The organism is Parabacteroides sp. KHUB-03, from assembly GCF_056640975.1.
Genome location: NZ_CM153257.1, coordinates 860520 through 879592 on the forward strand (window position 1 = coordinate 860520; position 19073 = coordinate 879592).

General features: G+C 38.9%; 13 protein-coding genes and 4 pseudogenes. 12 read left to right on the forward strand and 5 right to left on the reverse strand.

Annotation, left to right across the window (positions count from 1 at the left end; translation table 11 throughout):
* Positions 1 to 142: 142 nt before the first annotated feature.
* From ACYIB7_RS03725 to ACYIB7_RS03740, 4 genes and pseudogenes are all read right to left on the reverse strand, one after another.
* Positions 143 to 751 (reverse strand): annotated as a pseudogene (locus ACYIB7_RS03725) (relaxase/mobilization nuclease domain-containing protein); the annotation flags it as partial.
* On the reverse strand, positions 748 to 1095 hold the full coding sequence (locus ACYIB7_RS03730; RefSeq protein WP_480338140.1) for a plasmid mobilization protein: 348 nt from the start codon (positions 1093 to 1095) through the stop codon (positions 748 to 750). The gene ACYIB7_RS03730 and the pseudogene ACYIB7_RS03725, both read right to left, overlap by 4 nt.
* 101 nt (positions 1096 to 1196) lie before the next feature.
* A pseudogene (locus ACYIB7_RS03735) lies at positions 1197 to 2251 on the reverse strand (DUF6371 domain-containing protein).
* Between the two features lie 77 nt (positions 2252 to 2328).
* The gene (locus ACYIB7_RS03740; RefSeq protein WP_480338141.1) at positions 2329 to 2901 is read right to left on the reverse strand and encodes a DUF3987 domain-containing protein; all 573 of its coding nucleotides are present in this window, start codon (positions 2899 to 2901) and stop codon (positions 2329 to 2331) included.
* A 678-nt stretch (positions 2902 to 3579) separates the two neighbouring features.
* Between ACYIB7_RS03740 and ACYIB7_RS03745 the strand changes: the two are divergent.
* From ACYIB7_RS03745 to ACYIB7_RS03800, 12 genes and pseudogenes are all read left to right on the forward strand, one after another.
* A pseudogene (locus ACYIB7_RS03745) lies at positions 3580 to 3762 on the forward strand (transcriptional regulator); the annotation flags it as partial.
* Positions 3763 to 3808: 46 nt separating this feature from the next.
* Complete coding sequence (locus tag ACYIB7_RS03750; protein WP_480338142.1) at positions 3809 to 4519, forward strand: hypothetical protein; 711 nt, start codon at positions 3809 to 3811, stop codon at positions 4517 to 4519.
* A 102-nt stretch (positions 4520 to 4621) separates the two neighbouring features.
* Complete coding sequence (locus ACYIB7_RS03755) at positions 4622 to 4942, forward strand: helix-turn-helix domain-containing protein (RefSeq protein WP_100788733.1); 321 nt, start codon at positions 4622 to 4624, stop codon at positions 4940 to 4942.
* A 3-nt stretch (positions 4943 to 4945) separates the two neighbouring features.
* Positions 4946 to 6208, forward strand: a complete 1263-nt coding sequence (locus tag ACYIB7_RS03760; RefSeq protein ID WP_480338143.1) for a type II toxin-antitoxin system HipA family toxin — start codon at positions 4946 to 4948, stop codon at positions 6206 to 6208.
* 327 nt (positions 6209 to 6535) lie between these two features.
* Positions 6536 to 6757, forward strand: coding sequence for a helix-turn-helix domain-containing protein (locus ACYIB7_RS03765; protein ID WP_480338144.1), 222 nt, complete (start codon positions 6536 to 6538; stop codon positions 6755 to 6757).
* 68 nt (positions 6758 to 6825) lie between these two features.
* Positions 6826 to 9432, forward strand: a complete 2607-nt coding sequence (locus tag ACYIB7_RS03770) for an N-6 DNA methylase (protein ID WP_480338145.1) — start codon at positions 6826 to 6828, stop codon at positions 9430 to 9432.
* Positions 9429 to 10619, forward strand: a complete 1191-nt coding sequence (locus ACYIB7_RS03775; RefSeq protein WP_480338146.1) for a restriction endonuclease subunit S — start codon at positions 9429 to 9431, stop codon at positions 10617 to 10619. Before ACYIB7_RS03770 ends, ACYIB7_RS03775 begins: the two co-directional genes overlap by 4 nt.
* Complete coding sequence (locus ACYIB7_RS03780; protein ID WP_480338147.1) at positions 10616 to 13810, forward strand: type I restriction endonuclease subunit R; 3195 nt, start codon at positions 10616 to 10618, stop codon at positions 13808 to 13810. Before ACYIB7_RS03775 ends, ACYIB7_RS03780 begins: the two co-directional genes overlap by 4 nt.
* Entirely contained in the window at positions 13810 to 14520 is a 711-nt protein-coding gene (locus tag ACYIB7_RS03785) for a M48 family metallopeptidase (protein ID WP_480338148.1), read from the forward strand. Before ACYIB7_RS03780 ends, ACYIB7_RS03785 begins: the two co-directional genes overlap by 1 nt.
* Before the next feature lie 9 nt (positions 14521 to 14529).
* A complete protein-coding gene (locus ACYIB7_RS03790; RefSeq protein ID WP_480338149.1) occupies positions 14530 to 15777 on the forward strand; it encodes an AbiH family protein in 1248 nt (415 codons plus the stop codon).
* A gap of 6 nt (positions 15778 to 15783) precedes the next feature.
* Positions 15784 to 16806 (forward strand): annotated as a pseudogene (locus ACYIB7_RS03795) (virulence RhuM family protein).
* 648 nt (positions 16807 to 17454) lie between these two features.
* On the forward strand, positions 17455 to 17907 hold the full coding sequence (locus tag ACYIB7_RS03800; RefSeq protein ID WP_480338150.1) for a hypothetical protein: 453 nt from the start codon (positions 17455 to 17457) through the stop codon (positions 17905 to 17907).
* A 210-nt stretch (positions 17908 to 18117) separates the two neighbouring features.
* Here ACYIB7_RS03800 and ACYIB7_RS03805 read toward each other — a convergent pair whose 3' ends face one another.
* Positions 18118 to 18951, reverse strand: coding sequence for an AraC family transcriptional regulator (locus tag ACYIB7_RS03805; protein ID WP_480338151.1), 834 nt, complete (start codon positions 18949 to 18951; stop codon positions 18118 to 18120).
* Positions 18952 to 19073: the final 122 nt, after the last annotated feature.

Below are 19073 nucleotides of genomic sequence, written 5' to 3' on the forward strand. Positions count from 1 at the left end.
TTAAGACAAATTAAAAACTCTGTCCCGAATCTGATACCACATAAAACACTGTATATTAGCAGTTATATTTGCACTTGTTTGGCTTTTCTTTTCATTTTAGTCTTTTCAGACACCATATCAAAACATATATTGCAGTTCCACACTTCATTTTAAAATCAACGGTGATACCTTCTCTATTCAATCGGTCTAATAACTCACGCCAGCTACTGCATTGCGGAAGAGCTGCCTTTAGAGTATTGTAAATTTCATACTTGGTTTTATCAGGCTCTTTCAATCGATGCTGCTTTACTTGTTCTTTGCCACTTGCGAAGTATAGGTCGTAGTGGGCTGTCAACTCTTTGCAAATCTTTTCGCTGTGGATGCGGTCATTCTTATCTGAGATGGTGTGCCCGTTGTTATCCACCCGATTGAATGCGATGTGCAAATGTGGATGCTCCTTGTCATGGTGTCGGCCAATGATGAACTGCGTGTTGACTATTCCCATCAGGCTCATATAATCGTGTGCAATGTGGGCCATTACTTCATCAGAAAGTTTGGCTCGGTCTTGTGCCGAAAAATCCAAAGAAATATGCCCGACAGGTTTACTTACCCGTGAGTTTAGTTCTCGTTGTGCATCGAAACTCTGGGCTATAGAGTCCAAATTCTTTAGTCGCACACCATCTGCTGCCAATAGATTGGTTTGCTTTTCAGGATCGAGAATGTATTTTACCACACCACTAAACGAGGTGCCTTTTACTATTTTTGCCATCATTGTTGTATCAGGTTTAACAGGTTGTCAATCTTGTCGGCTAAGAATAGATACTCCATGCGTGCATCCCGATAACCTGCCGCATTTGTCTTGTGCGCAATCTGGTTCAGGTTGTTTGCCATGCCGGATAGCTTGCGGATATAATCCATCCGTTTGGGTGAGAGGCGTTGCCTGATTTCTGCTTTCAGAATAATGGCCCGGATAAAATCACAGGGTGAGACTTCGGCTTCCGAAGCTCGTGCCTTGAGGGTGTAATACTCTTCGGTGTTCATCTTTAGATTCACCCGATAAGTTCGTTTTTCGACTAACGATTTGGTGGGTCTTCCACCTTTATTATATGCTTTCATGCGTTTATTTTTTTAGTTCAATTTGCAGACCATCGGGATTAAAGCAAGGTTTTGGGACGTCCAAAACATAAACTTGCTACCTCAAAATCTACGATTTTCTTTTAAAGCTTAAAGCCTCTTCTTTTTACTGTGCTAACTGAGTGAACCGGCTTTTCTATAAGCACTAACCCCAGTTCTTTTATCAGTAGATTGAGGGATGGATTCTTAGCGATCATACCTTGTAAAATGGCTTGCGGCTGCTTCATCTCCAATAGGAAATCAGCAATGTCGAATCCATTTCCCGTTGTTCCGGGGTGGCATTTTTCTCCAGATAGTCGAAGAGTTTGACGGTAATTCCCATTCGCTGCATTGTGGTAATTCGGGCCGACCAGTCATTGGTGGCTCCCAAGTTAGGAAAGAGTACGATGTTCCTACCTTTGAGCACGCTGAGATTCTCCTCTCGGAAACAACCGTTCTTGCCACCCGAAGCGATCCATAAATATTGTGGCAGATAGGAGCTGGCGATCAGGGCACTCTTTTCGCTTTCGACAATGGCCACGGACTTTGTGCTCTCTTTGGCCAATAGGTATTCGCCAAAAAAGCATTGCTTGAGGGTAAAGCTATACTTATGAATAAGGGAGTGTACCCATGTAATGTGATTGTGTGGCTCTTTGATGCGTCTGCCGTCTGCCGGATTATAAAGCATGATTTTGCCGGTGCGGATTTTGCCCTGTATATCCGTTTGCCAAAATACCGTTGAACCTTGCCAATGGTTGGCTGTTCCTACCCGATAGAGTTTCATCAGTTGCAATGATTCATCCTCTCCAAACTGAGATAATAAGAACTGGAATAGTTTATTTTCTTTGTAATGACTCATCGACTGTTTTACCAAAGCTTCGTCTACGTAGCTTGTTGGCGATGGCGGTAGAGCAGGGCGAAACGGACGCTCACGCACTTGTGTCTGTTCATATTTTTCGGGATTCTGTTCAAAGTGTGTTTTGGGTGTGAGGTGGTAACCGCACTTTTGTTCACGGTCGCACCGCCCGACGTATTCGGAAAAGGATATGGCTCCCTCCGTATCGATATATCGGGAAAAGCATCTTTTGTGCTTACACTCCGGACAGGTGTGTCGAGAGGCAATGCTTTTGTAGGGTTCTAATATAAATCTGTGTGTCATTGATTCTTTTTGTTAGTGCATTTTCGACATTTTCTGCATTTTGGTTTCTCAAAATGTGGATAGTGTGGATAATGCGGTTATACTTTTCTGTATTCTCCATGTCGGTCTTTCTGAAAAAGTGTTCCAGTGTGTTTACTCAGGAACTCTTTGAAAGCCCGCTCTTTCATCCCTTGACTGGCGGCTATCTCTACGCCTTGTGCAGTGGTGAAGAGTTCGGGGAGTTGAAATAGAACGGATTGTTGCTGAACCGTAAGAGCCGTTTCATTCATTAGATTTTGCACTCTGGTAGCGGTTTGTTTGGAATATTCTGTCAGCAGAATCGCTCGTTGAACGGTCTCCGTGTCCACCTGATCTTTGCCGCATTCTCCGCAAAGCCAACGGGTTATCTGTATCACCAAGCAAAAGCGGATGATATAGATTTCCAGTTTGCAATATATTCCCAAAAGTATTTCATTACTAAGGTTATCGCACAGGTCTGCATGTTCGTGTTGCCATTTATACAGGAGCTTGCGAGCCTCGTCGCTGAAGGTTACGATTGAAGGCTGAATCTCATTGTTCTCATCAAATGAGCACTCTATGTTGATAAGCCTATTTAGTAGTCTATGCCATTGGGATTCCAAATCGGGAGAAATATCTTTGCGATGCAGCATACATAGCTGCCTGAATGATAGATTATTGCAATTTAATCGGTAGAAAAGTTGTTTTTGAGACCTCTGAAACTTGTTTTTGAGGCTGTATTACACTCTTTTCCCAATGAATCAGAACTATGAGGCAGTATTGCATCCTCAATGAAGTTCACCTGTCTTCTATCCGGTTACAAAGGTACAAAATTCCGTGATGTTTTCGCCGATAATGTCAGCTAAATGCAAGATATTCTCATGGATATTGTTTGCTGACCAAAAGAGAAAAATTTAGTTGAAGCCTTTTTCTTTTCTTCCCCTCTGTTTGACTTGACTTTATTGCCCGTGTATATAATAACGGTCATTAAAGTCAAGTTGAGAGTGGAGTTATATCTTTTTCTTTTGGCAAGCAAAATAGTTCTTTGATATGATGAGTGTATGAGTAATAATTTGCATCTATATTGAGAATAATATATTGTTTGTAGATAGGGGTATATAGCACTTACAAACAAAATTATGACATTTAGTCTTTGGAGTTTCTGCTAAAAAAGGGTTATGTGCATGGTTAATTATTCAATGATGTACATTTTTTATGTACAACACATCATTAAATAAATAAAAAGTACTACTTTTGCATATTATATAATAGGTTGATTATGACAAAGTCATCGACATAGTCGTTTTGCACCTTAAAATAGATAACAAAATATGTCAAAGAATACAATAGGAACCAAACTTCCCCGAAAATTGGAGCAGAAGATGCAAATTGTAGGTGAGCAGATTAAGTTGGCTCGCTTGCATCGGAATCTGAGTGTGGCTCAGGTGGCAGAACGGGCTACCTGTACCTGTTCTCCGTTGACCGTAGCTCGTATAGAGACAGGCGCACCGACCAGTGATTAGGCAGAGAGTAACGAAATAACAAAAAAGAAAGATAAATATGAAATACAAAAAAAGTCCTTTAGACTATTTCTTACAACAACGGATAAGTGACAATGCAAAAGAGCTAAAGAATACTCTTAATGAAACATTGCAAATGGAGCAAAATTGTCTAGAGCAAATACATCTAAGCATAAATCATTGTAAAAATAATATTGCTGTCTGTGAAGAGCAAATTAAAAAATGTAGTATGGCGTCTTTGTCTATCTATGAAGCTAAGAAATTTGCATTCAAAGACAATCTAACTATATGGAATACGATGGGACATATTCAAATGACAAGTATTGAAATGAAGGAATATTTGAAGCGCTTGTCTGTTGAAGATGTTGACGAATGGGAGCAACGAACTGTTATTAAGTCGGCATATACAGCTATATATGAAACTTCAAAAAAGTTAGTTGATACTACTGGTGATATTATTAAATTTATTAAGGATTGTTTCCCAAGTTATGACTATGGAGCATTTACTGCTGCAAGAAAAGAGCTTACCAAGTTTAGAGAGGAAAACACAGCCGAATTAACTCGTGTTAGAAAGGGAGTAGATGCTCATAGGGATGTAGAAGTAAGTGCACAGATAGGTATTATAGAAAGATTGCATTTGGCTGAAGCGGTGCAATTAATTACTAGCTACGGAAATATTGTCAATAAGCTTGGCAATGTAACAAGTCCGATTATAGAATTGGGTGTAAAAAGATTGCAAGTATGCTTCTAAATTCTATACTTTATGGAATAAACGGTATAAGACAATATCTTCATAATGTATTATTAAATAAATAAAAAGTATCATTTTTACATATTATATGAAGGGTTGATTATGACAAAGAATACAATGGGAACCAAACTTCCCCGAAAATTGGAGCAAAAGATGCAGATTGTAGGCGAGCAGATTAAGCTAGCTCGTTTACGTAGGAATCTGAGTGTGGCTCAGGTGGCAGAACGGGCTACCTGTTCACCGCTTACTGTGTCCCGAATAGAAAAAGGGATTCCTACTGTTGCAATAGGGATCTATCTACGTGTTTTGTACGCATTGCAACTTGACGATGATATTCTATTGCTCGCCAAAGAAGATAAAATGGGAAAAGCTTTGCAAGATTTGAGTTTGAAAACAAGAGAACGTGCATCCAAGAAAGAATAATCTATGAAAAAGTTGTATGTATATGCCGATTTCGGTTGGCTCAAAGAAGTGGAACTCATTGGCGAATTAGACTATGAGTCTCTTCGTGGTGCGGACAGCTATAGTTTTACGTTCAATAATGAATGGTTAAGGCAGCACAGCGATCTGTTTTTGAGTGACGACCTGAACAATTACCCAGGACAACAATATACACAACCGGACAAGGATATATTCGGATGTTTTTCCGATGCTTTGCCGGATCGTTGGGGACGTACTTTGTTGTTGCGTCGTGAGCAATTAGTAGCAGCGGAAGAAAAGCGATCAGTACGGAGATTATCATCTTTCGATTTCTTAACTGGTATCGATGATTTCTCTCGAATGGGCGGATTCCGTTTTAAGGAAGATCCCGATGACGAATTTATCAATGTGAGTGAATCGTTGAAAATTCCACCTTTGACAGATATTCGGGAACTGATTGCAGCCAGTGCTGAGATTGAGAAAAGCGAAGAAAATAATATGCTCCCCGATAGAAAATGGATTGCACAACTTGTGCAACCGGGAACATCATTGGGCGGTGCAAGACCTAAAGCAAATGTGACAGATACGGACAAAACTCTTTATGTTGCCAAGTTTCCGTCTCGTAAGGATGACTATGATGTTGGGCTTTGGGAGCATTTTAGTCACTTACTTGCTATAAAAGCAGGGATAAACGCAGCAAAAACCAAAGTGTTGGCTACAGGAGAAAAATATCATACATTGCTGTCACAACGCTTTGATAGAACTAATGATAGCAAACGTATTCATTTTGCATCTGCCATGACTTTGTTGGGATTGAGTGATGGAGATAATGCAACTACCGGGCATGGTTATCTGGATATAGTCGACTTTATTATTCAGAGCTGTACCGATGTGGAGCGAAACCTACAGGAACTATACCGCCGTGTGGCTTTCAATATTTGTATCGGCAATACTGATGACCATTTTCGCAATCACGGTTTTCTTTTGACTGCAAAAGGTTGGACACTATCTCCTGCATATGACATGAATCCCACGCTAAGTGAGTATCAAAGTTTGCTTGTTTCATTAACTTCTAATAAAGCAGAGCTGAGTATTTTGCTGGATGCTTGCGAAGACTACATGCTAAACCGTAAAACAGCAGAAAAGATTATTTCGGAGGTTATTGAAGCTGTAAAAGGATGGCGCGAATTGGCAACACGATTAAGTATTTCCAAGAGAGAAGTGGCTATGTTTGCCGGAGTGTTGGATGGGCGATATAAGGCGGAATGACTATTATAGTGTGCCAAATTACCAAGCAAAAATGCGCCAAATTGCCAAACGATACGAGATAGATGGTTGATTTGTATGTGATTGAATAATAAGATGCGATTGAAGCTTTGTGTTATGCTGAGCGAACATAATGTTTGTGTAGCATAATTTTTTGAAAGATGAAATTCATTGATGAAATAGATAAAAGCGGTAAATGTGTTTTTGTGCATAGCTTGATGCCAATTGTAGTCATTCCTTTAAATGATGTTTTTGTTGCTTATATACTTGGCTATATGAAGAATTAGATGTATTTTTGTTTGTAATTTAACGAGGATAATTTAAATACTAATGTCGAATAATCAACAAATGATGCTGAATAGAATAAAAGTGGTACTTGCAGAAAAGCAAAGAACCAATAGATGGTTGGCAGAGCAAATGGGTAAGTCCGAGAATACAATTTCAAGATGGTGTTCCAATAAGTCACAACCATCCCTTGATGTGTTGGTTAAAGTTGCAGAATTACTTAATATTGACCCTCGTCAGCTCATAAATGGTGAGACAAAAATTTAGTTATGGCAATAAAGAAGACTTAATTATATAGCATACTTTGGGAAAGTTGCAATATCCTACGCGGAAGCATGGACGCGAGTCAATACAAGAACTATGTATTGACTATGCTGTTCTTGAAGTATATCAGCGACAAAGTTAAATCTGATTCAGATATATTCTTTGACCTTCCAGAAGGATGCTCTTTCAATGACATCGTTGCCCTTAAGGGGAAAACCAATATAGGCGAGGAGATTCAGAAGAAACTCCATGCCATAGCTCGAGCGAATCCTAGATTGGATCACATTATCAACGAAGCTGATTTTGATGACTCAACTAAACTTGGAACAGGGAAAGCTAAGGTTGATACATTGACAAGCCTCATTTCTGTTTTTCAGCGAGATTTTCTTGATTTTAGTAAGAACCGTGCTGGCGATGACGATCTTATCGGAGATGCGTATGAATATCTGATGAAGAATTTTGCCGCAGAGAGTGGTAAAAAGAAAGGTCAGTTTTATACTCCTGCTGAGGTTTCTCGTTTAATGGCTCGTCTGATTGGCATACATAAAGACAATCGGCCGCAGATTTCCATATATGATCCGACTTGCGGCTCGGGATCATTGTTGCTTCGTGCTGCTGCGGAATATTCCAAGCATCGCGATGGTGTTTCTATATTTGGTCAGGAACTAGATGGTGCAACACGAGGTATGGCGGTTATGAATATGTATCTTCATGGTTATGACGACCCGGAGTTAGAAGTCGGAGATACTATTGAAAAGCCATTCTTCAAATCAACATCAAATCAACTGGAAACATTCAACTATGTCGTTGCCAATCCTCCATTCTCTCAGAAAGGATGGATAAAGGGAGAAATTAAAATCAATGACACTTTCGGTCGGTGGGGAAATTCAGACAATCTACCTCCTATTCCTCCTGTTGGCTATGAAGATTACGCATTTTTGCTTCACATTATCAAGTCAATCAATTCGCAAGGGCGCGGAGCTTGTATATTACCAAACGGAGTTTTGTTCCGTGGTAATGAAGAAGAAGCTGTTAGACGGAAAATTATTGAGAAACGGTATATCCGAGGCATCATAAGTCTGCCTACAAACTTGTTTTTTGGTACTGGAATTCCTGCCTGCATTATCATTATTGACAAAGCTAAGACTTCGACATCAAAAGGCATTTTTATGATTGATGCTCGCTCAGGATTCGCAAAAGATGGAGCAAAGAATCGACTTCGTGAACAGGATATTCGTCGCATATTTGATGCATGGGAAACGCTTGAAAATCTCGAAAAGAACGGTAACCTTGATGATAAAGAGGAAGCCATACCTCATTTTGCCCGATTCGTACCTTACACCGAAATTACCAACGAGCGAAATGACTGCAATCTCAATGTGTCACGTTATATAACACCAGTCGATACTGAAATTCAGCAAGATCTTTATGCTCACCTCAAACTAAACGGAGGATTACCTGTCAAAGATGTAGAAGATGGATTTTCTTATCTTTGGCGACACTGTCCAACACTCAAAGACGAGCTGTTTGAGCCATTGGAGGAAAACTATTATAAACTGCGCGTCGGACGCAACGAGATTCCAAACACTATTATACACAATAAGGAATTCAGTACTTTAAGTGGATTCTTCTCTGATGCAATAGAAGAATGGTATAAACTTGTGTCACAACAGATGTTTGCGCTTGCTCCCGGATGCCAGCCTAAAAAACTTATAGCAGACTGGAGTGAGTCACTCCTTGAGATGCTCTCTGAAATTGATGGGCTTGTTGGCAAATACACGATATATGACATATTGCTCAACTATTGGAACTCAGCCATGCAAGATGATTGTTATCTGATTTCTCGCTATGGTTGGACGGTAGAATTGTCGTGTGATGTTCTTACAACCGATAAAAAATCTAAAGAGGTAAAGTTTGTCCCTAAAAAGAATCCCACCTTCAGGGATTACAATTGCGATTTGTTGCCGGTTCATGTTGTTGTCAATCATTATTTCAAGGAAGAGAACGATGCGGTCAATGAAGCTGAAGAGCGTGTGTCACAACTCAAAGGTGAGATAGAACAGATGGAGGAGGAATACCCCGAGGAACTTAACGATACTGTTACCGAAATCATAAGTAAATATATCTACGCTATATGTCCTAAACCTTTGGAGGGAGAAAAAGATGTTTTAGAGACATATCTTGCTATTAACGAAAAAGGAAAGATTGGCAAAGAGAAACGCGAAGCTATTATCGCCAAAAATCGGAATGTATTCGATTGTCTTAGCGACATGAGTGTAAGTGCAATTAAATATCGATTGAAGGAAGTTGTTAATTATGCGGCATTGCCAGATGATACCATTAAGTTATATAAAAAATATATTGACTTTAACAGAGAGTTGGCTGATGCTAAGACCGATGTTAAACAAAAGATATCAAAGTTGACCAAACTTGTTGTTGCAAAATATCCTACTTTACAAGAATCGGAAATTAAGGGTATGGTTGTCAATGACAAATGGCATACTGCTATAGTTGGAGGAGCAATTAGTGCGGCTTTCGATGTAACCGTGGATATTGAACAACAAGTTACTGCTCTTGTTGATCGTTATGCTCACCGCTTATCCGACATTGACGCTTCAGTACGAGATCTTGAAGAAAAAGTAAATTCTCACCTCGCTAAAATGGGTTTTGAATTATGATTGAAACTAAATTCAAACAAACAGAGTTGGGATTGATTCCTATGGACTGGGCGGTTTTCCGTTTAGGAACTATAAGCGACATTAAAACAGGTCCCTTTGGTTCTTCATTACACGCATCTGATTATGTTCGTTATGGTACACCAATTATTACTGTCGAACATTTAGGTGAACCGTACATACTTCATGCTACGAACACACCATTGGTTGGGGAAAGAGATAAGAAACGTTTGGCTCAATATTCTTTACGGACAGGCGATATAGTATATAGTAGAGTCGGTTCTGTTGACAGAAATAGTGTTGTAACCGAACACGAAGAAGGTTGGTTATTCTCTGGACGATTATTAAGAGTCCGAAATACTTTTGGTTATAACGCATCTTATTTAGGCTATCATTTAAATAGTTATTCAGCAAAACAGCGTATCATTTCTGCTGCTGTTGGATTGGGGATGCCATCAATTAATACAAAAATATTAGGAGAACATTCTGTTATTCTACCAAAAGACGTTAACGAACAAACGAGAATTGCAGAAGCATTGAGCGATGTAGATAAGTTAATTCGTGAACTTGATACTCTGATTGAAAAGAAACGGTCTATAATGCAGGGGACTATGCAAGAGCTCCTAACCGCTCATTGCAGATTACCAGGTTTCGTCCATCCGTGGAGGAATACTTTAGTTGAAAAATGTTGTAAAATAACCACAGGAGAGAGTAACACTCAAGATCAAATTGAATCAGGTATATATCCATTTTACATTCGGTCGGCCACAGTCATGAGAAGCAATAGCTATATATTCGATTGTGAAGGTGTTATAACTATTGGGGATGGCCAAATAGGAAAGGTGTTTCATTATGTCAATGGAAAATTTGATTTACATCAACGATGCTATTTAATGTACGACTTTGATGATGTAGATGTAAAATTCTTTTATTTTCTATTTTCATTTTTCTTTTATAATCGAGTTATTGCATTATCAGCAAAAGCAACAGTAGATTCCGTCAGAAGAAATATGATTGCAAAAATGAAAATAAATATACCTTCAACGATGCAAGAACAAAAAGCCATTGCCAATATTCTGTCTGACATGAATGATGGAGTTGAAGCAATAGAGGCAAAAAGGGATAAATATATTGCAGTCCGTCAAGGCATGATGCAGCAGTTATTAACAGGAAAAATTCGTTTAATATGAACACGATACCATTAGTAGATTCGGAACGCACAACTCAAAATCGTGTTGTTAATCTCCTCTACGATTATTGTGGCTATCAGTATCTTGGATATAAACAGGATGCCGACAACCTTCCAATTATTCCTGAAATTCTCGGAAAGTTTATAAAAGATACACAACACGCCTCAAATACGGAGATTGATAAAGTTCTTCGCTTGCTCGATTTGGAAATAAGCCGATGTCATGATAAGGACACGTTGTTTCAGAGCAATCTGAACTTTTATAGCTATCTGCGCTACGGAGTAAATATTCAAGGAGATGACGGACAAAGCAAAACTGTTAAGATTATTGAATGGTCCGAGGATAATGTGGCCGACAATATATTTTCTTTGGCAGAGGAGGTGACAGTTCGCCGTAATATAGAAGAATACCATACACGGCGTCCTGACATAGTAGTATATGTCAATGGAATGGCACTTGGAGTTATTGAATTGAAGAAATCAACTGTTAGTGTTAAAGACGGTGTGCGCCAACAGATTCGTAATAATGGTAGAGATAATGAAATATGCCATTTTTTTGTACCTGCTCAATTTCTTTTTGCCGGAAACGATAGTGAAGGAGTGTATTATGGTACAATACTGACTCCGGAAAAGTTTTGGTTACGCTGGAAGGAACCAACGGGTCAAAGTTATCCCAATGATACGTCCACTCCCGAACCAATTCCTGAGCTATTTCCAAGAACAGAATTACCTAATGAACTTGATCGTTCATTGCTTCAGATGCTTGAGCCGAAAAGAATGTTGCGTCTTATCCATGACTGCGTTGTATATGACGGAGGTATTAAAAAAGTTTGTCGTCCAAACCAATATTTTGCATTCGAGGCAGCAAAACCACGCATCTGCAATAAGCAAAGTGGTATTATCTGGCACTCGCAAGGTGCCGGCAAAAGTTTGATGATGGTATGGTTGGCTCAATGGATATTGGAGAATATGCCAAATGACCCGCGTGTTGTTATTATCACCGACCGTGATGAACTCGACAAACAAATTGAGAATGGATTCAAAGATGCCGGTCATAAACCAATTCGTGCCAAAAGCGGAAATCATCTTCTTTCGATGCTGTCAGAAGTTGAACCTAATTTGATTTGTACCCTTATCCATAAATTCGGTATTGCAGGACAGGAGGAATCTGCTTTTTCTTTAGAGGAGAAGAAACTCCGAGGAAAGCGCTCTCCTGAACAGTATATGGCTGCACTTGCCGAAAAACTGCCCCAAGGTTTTAAGGCTAAAGGCAATATATTTGTCTTTGTTGACGAATGTCATCGTACACAAGGTGGTATACTCAACAAAGCCATGAAAAAAATTATGGGCGATGATGTTATGCTCATCGGTTTTACCGGTACTCCATTGCTGAAACAACAAAAGAGTAAACTTACATCGAGAGAAAACTTTGGCAATTATATCCACACATATAAATTTAATGAGGCGGTTAAGGATCAGGTGATTCTCGACCTACGTTATGAAGCTCGCGAAATAGAGCAGAATCTTGAAAACGAACAGGCCGTTGACCAACTCTTTGAACACATTACACGCAATCTCAGTCCAAAAGCAAAAGAAGAGTTAAAAAGCCGATGGGCTGTAATGAAGAATCTTTTTTCGAGTCGTGACCGCGTGCGTAAGATTGTAGCCGACATTGTAAAGGACATGCAACTCATATCATGCCTTCGGGAAAGTTGGGGTAATGCAATGCTGGTTTGCGATAGCATTTATCAGGCTTATCGTTGTTGGGAGGTCTTTCAGGAAACACAACTTAAAGGACATTGTGCAGTCGTTTCAAGTTTTAACGGTAAAGATGCGAGTCCGGAAGAATCATCTTCGGGCGAAACACAAAGCGAGGCTGAATATAAAGCAGAGATGGCTAAAAAGATGTTTAAGGACCGCACTCCCGAAGAATTTGAGGAATGGGCTAAGACTCAATTTGTCGACCATCCAGGTGACATGAAACTTCTGATTGTGGTAAGTAAACTACTTACTGGTTTTGATGCTCCATCGGCTACCTATCTCTATCTTGATAAGAAAATGGAGGGGCATGATTTGTTTCAAGCTATCTGTCGCGTAAACCGTACAAACAACGAGCATGAAGAAAAAGAGTTCGGGTATATAGTCGACTACAAACAGCTTTTTAAGAATATTGAAGATGCGGTCAATGATTACACTACTGGAGCATTTTCAGATTACGACAAGGAAGATGTGAAAGGATTGTTAACGGATCGATTTGAGAATGCCAAGCGCGATTTGGACACGGCACTTGAACGTGTAGAGCATCTTTGTGAGCCTGTTGCTCATCCAAAAACGACCAACGAATTTTTTGATTACTTTGTATTCGACCAACGCAGCACAGAGCCTGATGAAGAAGAAGCTGCAACTATCCGAAGTGCCCCCATACGCGAAGCCTTCTATAATGCTGTAAAAATTCTTGTGACCCGCTATTCTGCAATTGCGCTTGAAATGGAAAGAGCTGGTTATACGACTGAAGAGGCGCAGACTATATTTGAGCGTATCAAGAATTTTGATAATATCCGGAATGCCATAATGCGCCGTGCCGGAGATATTGTTGACATGAAACTATATGATCAGCAGATGAGAAACATACTTGATATGTATATAGATGCCAAGCCCTCAAAGGTACTCGCCATGCTTGAAGACTTTTCATTTCTTGACCTTGTGCTTGACGGTAACTCAGAGGAAGCAGAACATGAGGCTGAGGAAGCACTTGGAGGAAAGGATGGTGTCGCATCAACGATTACTGCCAATGTTCGTCGTGTAGTTAACCGTAAACGTGAGAGTAATCCAGAAGAATATAGAAAATTCTCAGAACGCATAAATCGACTGCTCGCAGAGTATCGCCAAGGAGTTCTTGACTATAAGGAATATCTCAAAGCAATAGCTGAGTTGGCTCGTGAACTTGGAAATCGTACATTCGACCCTAGACTCGACACTCAAGGCAAACAAGCATTATTTGATAATCTCGGCGAAGATGTTGCATTAACTCTGGAGGTCTATCAACTTATCAAAGTTAATGCTAAGCAAGGATTTAGGACGAATGATGTAAAGAAAGCTAAGCTTCGTAGGGCCTTAGAATCATTCACTGCATCTAAACCATTTGATGTAGATGACATTCTCCGTATTGTAATAAATAATCCTGAGTTTTAATGCATATCATAAAAGTAGCAGATATTGAAATTGAGGTTGAACGCAAATCCATTAAAAATTTGCATTTAGCTGTCTATCCTCCAGATGCGAGGGTACATATCTCTATGCCTGATTATCTGGTAGATGATGATGCCAGAAATTTTGTCTTGCAAAAACTGGAATGGCTTCGTACTCAGATAGAGGAAGTGCTTGCCCAACCTCGACAAACGAAACGGCAATTCGTATCGGGCGAGAGTCATTATTTATTTGGTCAACGGCATCAACTAATTGTAGAAGAGTTGCCTCACTATGCAAATAGTATGGAACTTAAAGGTAACAAACTTTATATGTTTTTGAAACCTGGCACTTCTATTGAAACAAGAGCAGAACTAATGCGTACCTGGTATAGATCGCATCTTAAAAAGGAACTGACATTAATGCTCCAATATTGGGCTAATAAACTTGAAGAGAATCCTTTTGAATGGCAGGTTAAGCAGATGAAAACTGAATGGGGCAGTTGTATTCTTTCAAAACGTCTGCTTATCTTTAATCTTGAACTTGCCCGAGTACCACGTGAGTGTATTGAGTTTGTGATTGTGCATGAGTTCTGTCATTTTAAAGTCGATAATCATAACAAAATTTTTGAGATGTTGATGACCAAACGTCTTCCGAATTGGCGTGCTTTGCGCCAAAAACTTAATGCATTTGTAGCACTACCATACAAAGAATAACGCACACTTATGAATCGAATTATACTTATCGGCAACGGCTTTGACTTGGCACATGGGCTTCCTACTAGATATGAAGATTTCATAAACTGGTATTGGGAGAAACGAGTCGATTCTTTTACCGGAAATCTTACGTCTATATCAGAGGATTGTCTTTGTTCTATCAAAATTACTTCAGACAACTACAATCACTGTTGGAATGTCTTTGCATTTTGTCTTCCTAAGTTTTTTAACAAACCGTCCGGTAAAGAGATAATTGATTGTATTGCCAATGATTCTAAGTCCTTTGAATTTTCATTGTCTCCATTTTTTAAGAGTATATGCACTTCTATTGAGGCCAAAGGATGGGTTGACATAGAAAAGGAATATTATGATTTATTGCGAAATTCAATTATAAATCCAGACAACTGTGATTATACAATTTCTGAACTCAACAAGCAATTACATTATACTCAGGAACTTTTAGCTCAATATCTTTCTTCTATCACAACTGATAATATAAAGTGCAATAAGGAGATACAACGTCAAATTTATGGAAATATTCGTAAAGACGATGTTAGTATTTCACAATTACAGGTTTACTATGACTATGTAGATTATTTAATCCAACAAGACAATGCGTACCAACAGTTACTCTGTAGATATGGTTATGAAGGTTCCGATAGGCACTTTATGACAGAGGATATTAAACAGCTCAGAAAGCAGTTTATAGGTTCGTCAGAGATAGAAGAAATTTACCTAAAGGATTTAATAATTCCTGAGAATATTATGTTACTTAATTTTAATTATACTGAAGTAGCAGACAAATATGGGGGGCTGAAAGTTGCAGCTATAAATCATATTCATGGAGACTTGAATAATCCTAATAGCATAATATTTGGTTATGGTGATGAGCTTGATGAGGATTATAAAGATTTCCTTAAACAATCAGATAATGAGTGTTTAAGAAACATCAAATCTATAAAGTATTTAGAGTCGGGAAAATATCGTAATTTACTTCAGTTCATTGAATCTGCTCCATATCAAGTTTATATCATGGGGCATTCTTGTGGTAACTCGGACAGAACGCTGCTAAACACCTTGTTTGAACATAAAAACTGTGTTTCAATAAAGCCATATTATTATCAAAAAGATGATGGCTCAGATAACTATCTGGAAATAGCACAAAATATATGTCGTAATTTTACGGACATGAAGCTAATGCGTGATAGGATCGTAAATAAAATGTTTTGTGAACCATTACCACAATATATTAAATGATTTTATATGGCAAAAAATATAGAAATACGAAATAGCACAGCAGAGTTTCTCATATTTATGCTTGAAGGCAAAGAGGGTGGGATTCAAGTGATGTATAAGAATGAAACCATTTGGGTAACCCAAAAGGCGATGGCACAGCTTTTTGATGTAGGAGTACCTGCAATCAGCAAGCATCTTAAAAATATTTTTGAGAGTGGTGAGTTGGACGAACATTCAGTTATTTCCAAAATGGAAACAACTGCTTCGGATGGCAAGAATTACAACACGACTTTCTATAATCTCGATGCTATTATCAGTGTCGGATATCGTGTTAATTCTGTTCGTGCCACTCAGTTCCGGCAGTGGTGTACGTTTGTCCTCCGGCAGTTTGCCATCCGTGGATATGTGCTTGACCATAAGCGAATGGAGAACGGAGCTTTCTTAGGTGTGGATTACTTTGAGCATTTGCTTGCCGAAATAAGGGAGATAAGGCTGAGTGAGCGTCGTTTTTATCAGAAACTCACGGATATCTATGCTACGGCAATAGACTATAACAAAGATGCTCCGACAACTCGTCTATTTTTCAAGAAGGTGCAGAACAAAATACACTATGCCGTACATGGGCATACCGCAGCGGAGTTGATAGTTGAACGAGCCGATGCGAATAAGGAGCACATGGGATTGAACACTTGGGAAAATGCTCCGAATGGAAAAATTGTCAAAACAGATGTGTCTGTGGCTAAGAACTATTTGCGAGAAAAAGAATTGGAGGAAATGGGCAGAATAGTCAATGCATCGCTTGATATGGCAGAGAGTATGGCTATGCGTCATATACCTATGACAATGGAAGATTGGACAAAGCGAATAGACAAATTCATTAATCTATTTGATAGTCCGATATTGTAGGATAGTGGAAAGGTTTCTGCCGAATATGCCAAAGAGTTTGCTGAATCTGAGTTTGAAAAGTACAGGATTATTCAAGACCGTCTTTTCCAATCTGACTTTGATAGATTTGAAGATAATAGTCTTCCTGCATCGGATATTGAATAATTATAATGTCATTTTGAGGTTGGCAAAATCGCCTTTGGGATATGGCAGATTCATGTCATTAAATTGGCAAGCGTTCGGACAATAGTTCTGTGTTCATCATCTACTATCTGCATTTATGGTGGCCGGCGTTACTCCAGGATACCACTTAAAAGCAAGAAAAGAGTTCACATAAGAGTTCATAAAAGAACCAGTAGGGTTCATAAAAGAGTTCGTAAAAGCACTACTGAAATACGCTTGCCGATGGTAATTGTCAAACAGAGGCTACAAGGGTATTACAAGCCCATCCAAAACATGATTGCGTGGAGAGTTAAGGTATTCTATAATCGCAATAAAGCCATATCTTGCTTGCCTGGGATTGGCAACTTCTCACGAGCGATTTATCGCTTGGGGTATTAGGCTCTTATCTATAAAGATGATTGTATATTACTTTATTACAGGTTATTATATTGCCTTATGCTCTTTTTAAGTAACATTTTAGTATCAAAATAGCAACTATCTATTTTCATAAAGGCCAAGGAATTTCTATACGTGTTATCATAAAAACAAATGTACTTCATTTTATCCTGTTGAAAAACAGTAAAATATCTGTTCGCCAATGGCAGGACGAACGGCACTTTTTTGTAACTTTGCATTGTAGTTCAATGTGGTATGAGGAAACGTGGAACATATCTGTTGCCAATACTTTTGTTGGTATCGTCTGTAGCCGTCATGCTGTTTTCCCAAAACCATACGGTCAGGATTATCTCGACCGTAGCTGCGGTGCTGTGCGGATGGTTTGTCACCTGCAAAATAGCTGTGAACTATAAGGCAGGAGACAAATCAAGGAAAGCGGAATCTAACAGGGGCGGTATCTTAGTCATCGGAGGATTTCTTTTTCTCTGCGCCGCCGTATTTTATTGGATTACGGAAAATCATAAGACAACAGCAGATGCCCTGTCGCAGAGGGGATACGTTACCGAAGGGATAATTACTGACATTAGTTATGGCAAAGCCGCGACGGTTTATTTCCGTTTTACAGCCAAAGGAAAGGCATACGAAGGAACGGACACCTTCTTCGTTGTGGTATGCCTGTGCCGTGTCAATTATACGATACCACGCTGAAAGACATTCTCAATTTTCTTTCTTGCTGAAAACGTGCGACTTACAAGAGTTTATTTCTTGACAGGTAACGATTTAGAAACAAGCGAACTGCTTATTCTTGTTGCATTTTGCATTAAATCAAAAGAACGCTTTATCTGAATGCAAAGGTATAAAAATCATATAATAATGATTTAATTTTCTCACAAATATCTTTTTTATTTTTGTTTTAATTCAGCGGTTTCTAACATGATACCTGTATTCTGACGGAGACATTCCTATTTGCTTTTGCACATAGCGGGTAAAATGTGAGAGCGATGAAAAGTTCATCCGGTTGGCGATGTCTTTAAGAGGTATTTCTTTTTGACGAAGTAAACAGGTTATTTCATGCGCAGTAAAACGGTCTATCCAGTAAGAGGCAGGTTTGCCACTTACTTTTTTACATACTTCTGTCAAATAATGGGGTGTGATACAAAGCAATGATGCATAATAAGGAATACTACGGTTCTTGATATATTCTTTATTATATAGCATTTCTACAAACTGTTTCAGAATAGATGCATTACGCTCCGAAATATTATAATATGCTTGATTTTGCGCATGAATATCGTATAAATTGAGGATATGCACAATAAGCAAATACCCCATCATCTCTTCACGGAACAAATGTTTTTTTTCATCGAGACGCTTAAGAATATGATTTAAGTCTTCCTGACAGATTTGATAATCATGCGGTGAAAGTTTCATTACCGGATTTTGCAACAATGACATATGTCCGATAATGCCGTAATTGCTGCGTATTGCCATTGAGGTAATGAATGAATCGGAAAAACACATAATGATAGCTTCAAAATCGTCTGATTCGGAAAAGCTTGTTACAAGAGATGGATTGGGCAAAATAACATAATCCCCCTGTACAATATTGTAACGCACATTTTGAAATGTAAAACTCATATTACCGCTTGTACAGAGGATATGCAACACATGGTCAAGATATTTTGTAGCCTGATGATCTGTCAGCGAATTAAAAAATACGATTTTATTCCATGTGTCCTGCTTCATAACCATAATACGTCTGTTATTCAAATGCAAAATTACGAATAATCCACGAATTATGAAAATATCACCACGCATTAGACAACTGCCGCATCAGTTATCCTGTGTAATTTTGCAGTATCAATTTAAAATAT

Excerpts from the sequence above, each read along its gene's own strand:
- ACYIB7_RS03730 (WP_480338140.1), bottom strand. The coding sequence starts at position 1,095 with ATGAAAGCATATAATAAAGGTGGAAGACCCACCAAATCGTTAGTCGAA.
- ACYIB7_RS03740 (WP_480338141.1), bottom strand. The coding sequence starts at position 2,901 with ATGCTGCATCGCAAAGATATTTCTCCCGATTTGGAATCCCAATGGCAT.
- ACYIB7_RS03750 (WP_480338142.1), top strand. The coding sequence starts at position 3,809 with ATGAAATACAAAAAAAGTCCTTTAGACTATTTCTTACAACAACGGATA.
- ACYIB7_RS03755 (WP_100788733.1), top strand. The coding sequence starts at position 4,622 with ATGACAAAGAATACAATGGGAACCAAACTTCCCCGAAAATTGGAGCAA.
- ACYIB7_RS03760 (WP_480338143.1), top strand. The coding sequence starts at position 4,946 with ATGAAAAAGTTGTATGTATATGCCGATTTCGGTTGGCTCAAAGAAGTG.
- ACYIB7_RS03765 (WP_480338144.1), top strand. The coding sequence starts at position 6,536 with ATGTCGAATAATCAACAAATGATGCTGAATAGAATAAAAGTGGTACTT.
- ACYIB7_RS03770 (WP_480338145.1), top strand. The coding sequence starts at position 6,826 with ATGGACGCGAGTCAATACAAGAACTATGTATTGACTATGCTGTTCTTG.
- ACYIB7_RS03775 (WP_480338146.1), top strand. The coding sequence starts at position 9,429 with ATGATTGAAACTAAATTCAAACAAACAGAGTTGGGATTGATTCCTATG.
- ACYIB7_RS03780 (WP_480338147.1), top strand. The coding sequence starts at position 10,616 with ATGAACACGATACCATTAGTAGATTCGGAACGCACAACTCAAAATCGT.
- ACYIB7_RS03785 (WP_480338148.1), top strand. The coding sequence starts at position 13,810 with ATGCATATCATAAAAGTAGCAGATATTGAAATTGAGGTTGAACGCAAA.
- ACYIB7_RS03790 (WP_480338149.1), top strand. The coding sequence starts at position 14,530 with ATGAATCGAATTATACTTATCGGCAACGGCTTTGACTTGGCACATGGG.
- ACYIB7_RS03800 (WP_480338150.1), top strand. The coding sequence starts at position 17,455 with ATGAGGAAACGTGGAACATATCTGTTGCCAATACTTTTGTTGGTATCG.
- ACYIB7_RS03805 (WP_480338151.1), bottom strand. The coding sequence starts at position 18,951 with ATGGTTATGAAGCAGGACACATGGAATAAAATCGTATTTTTTAATTCG.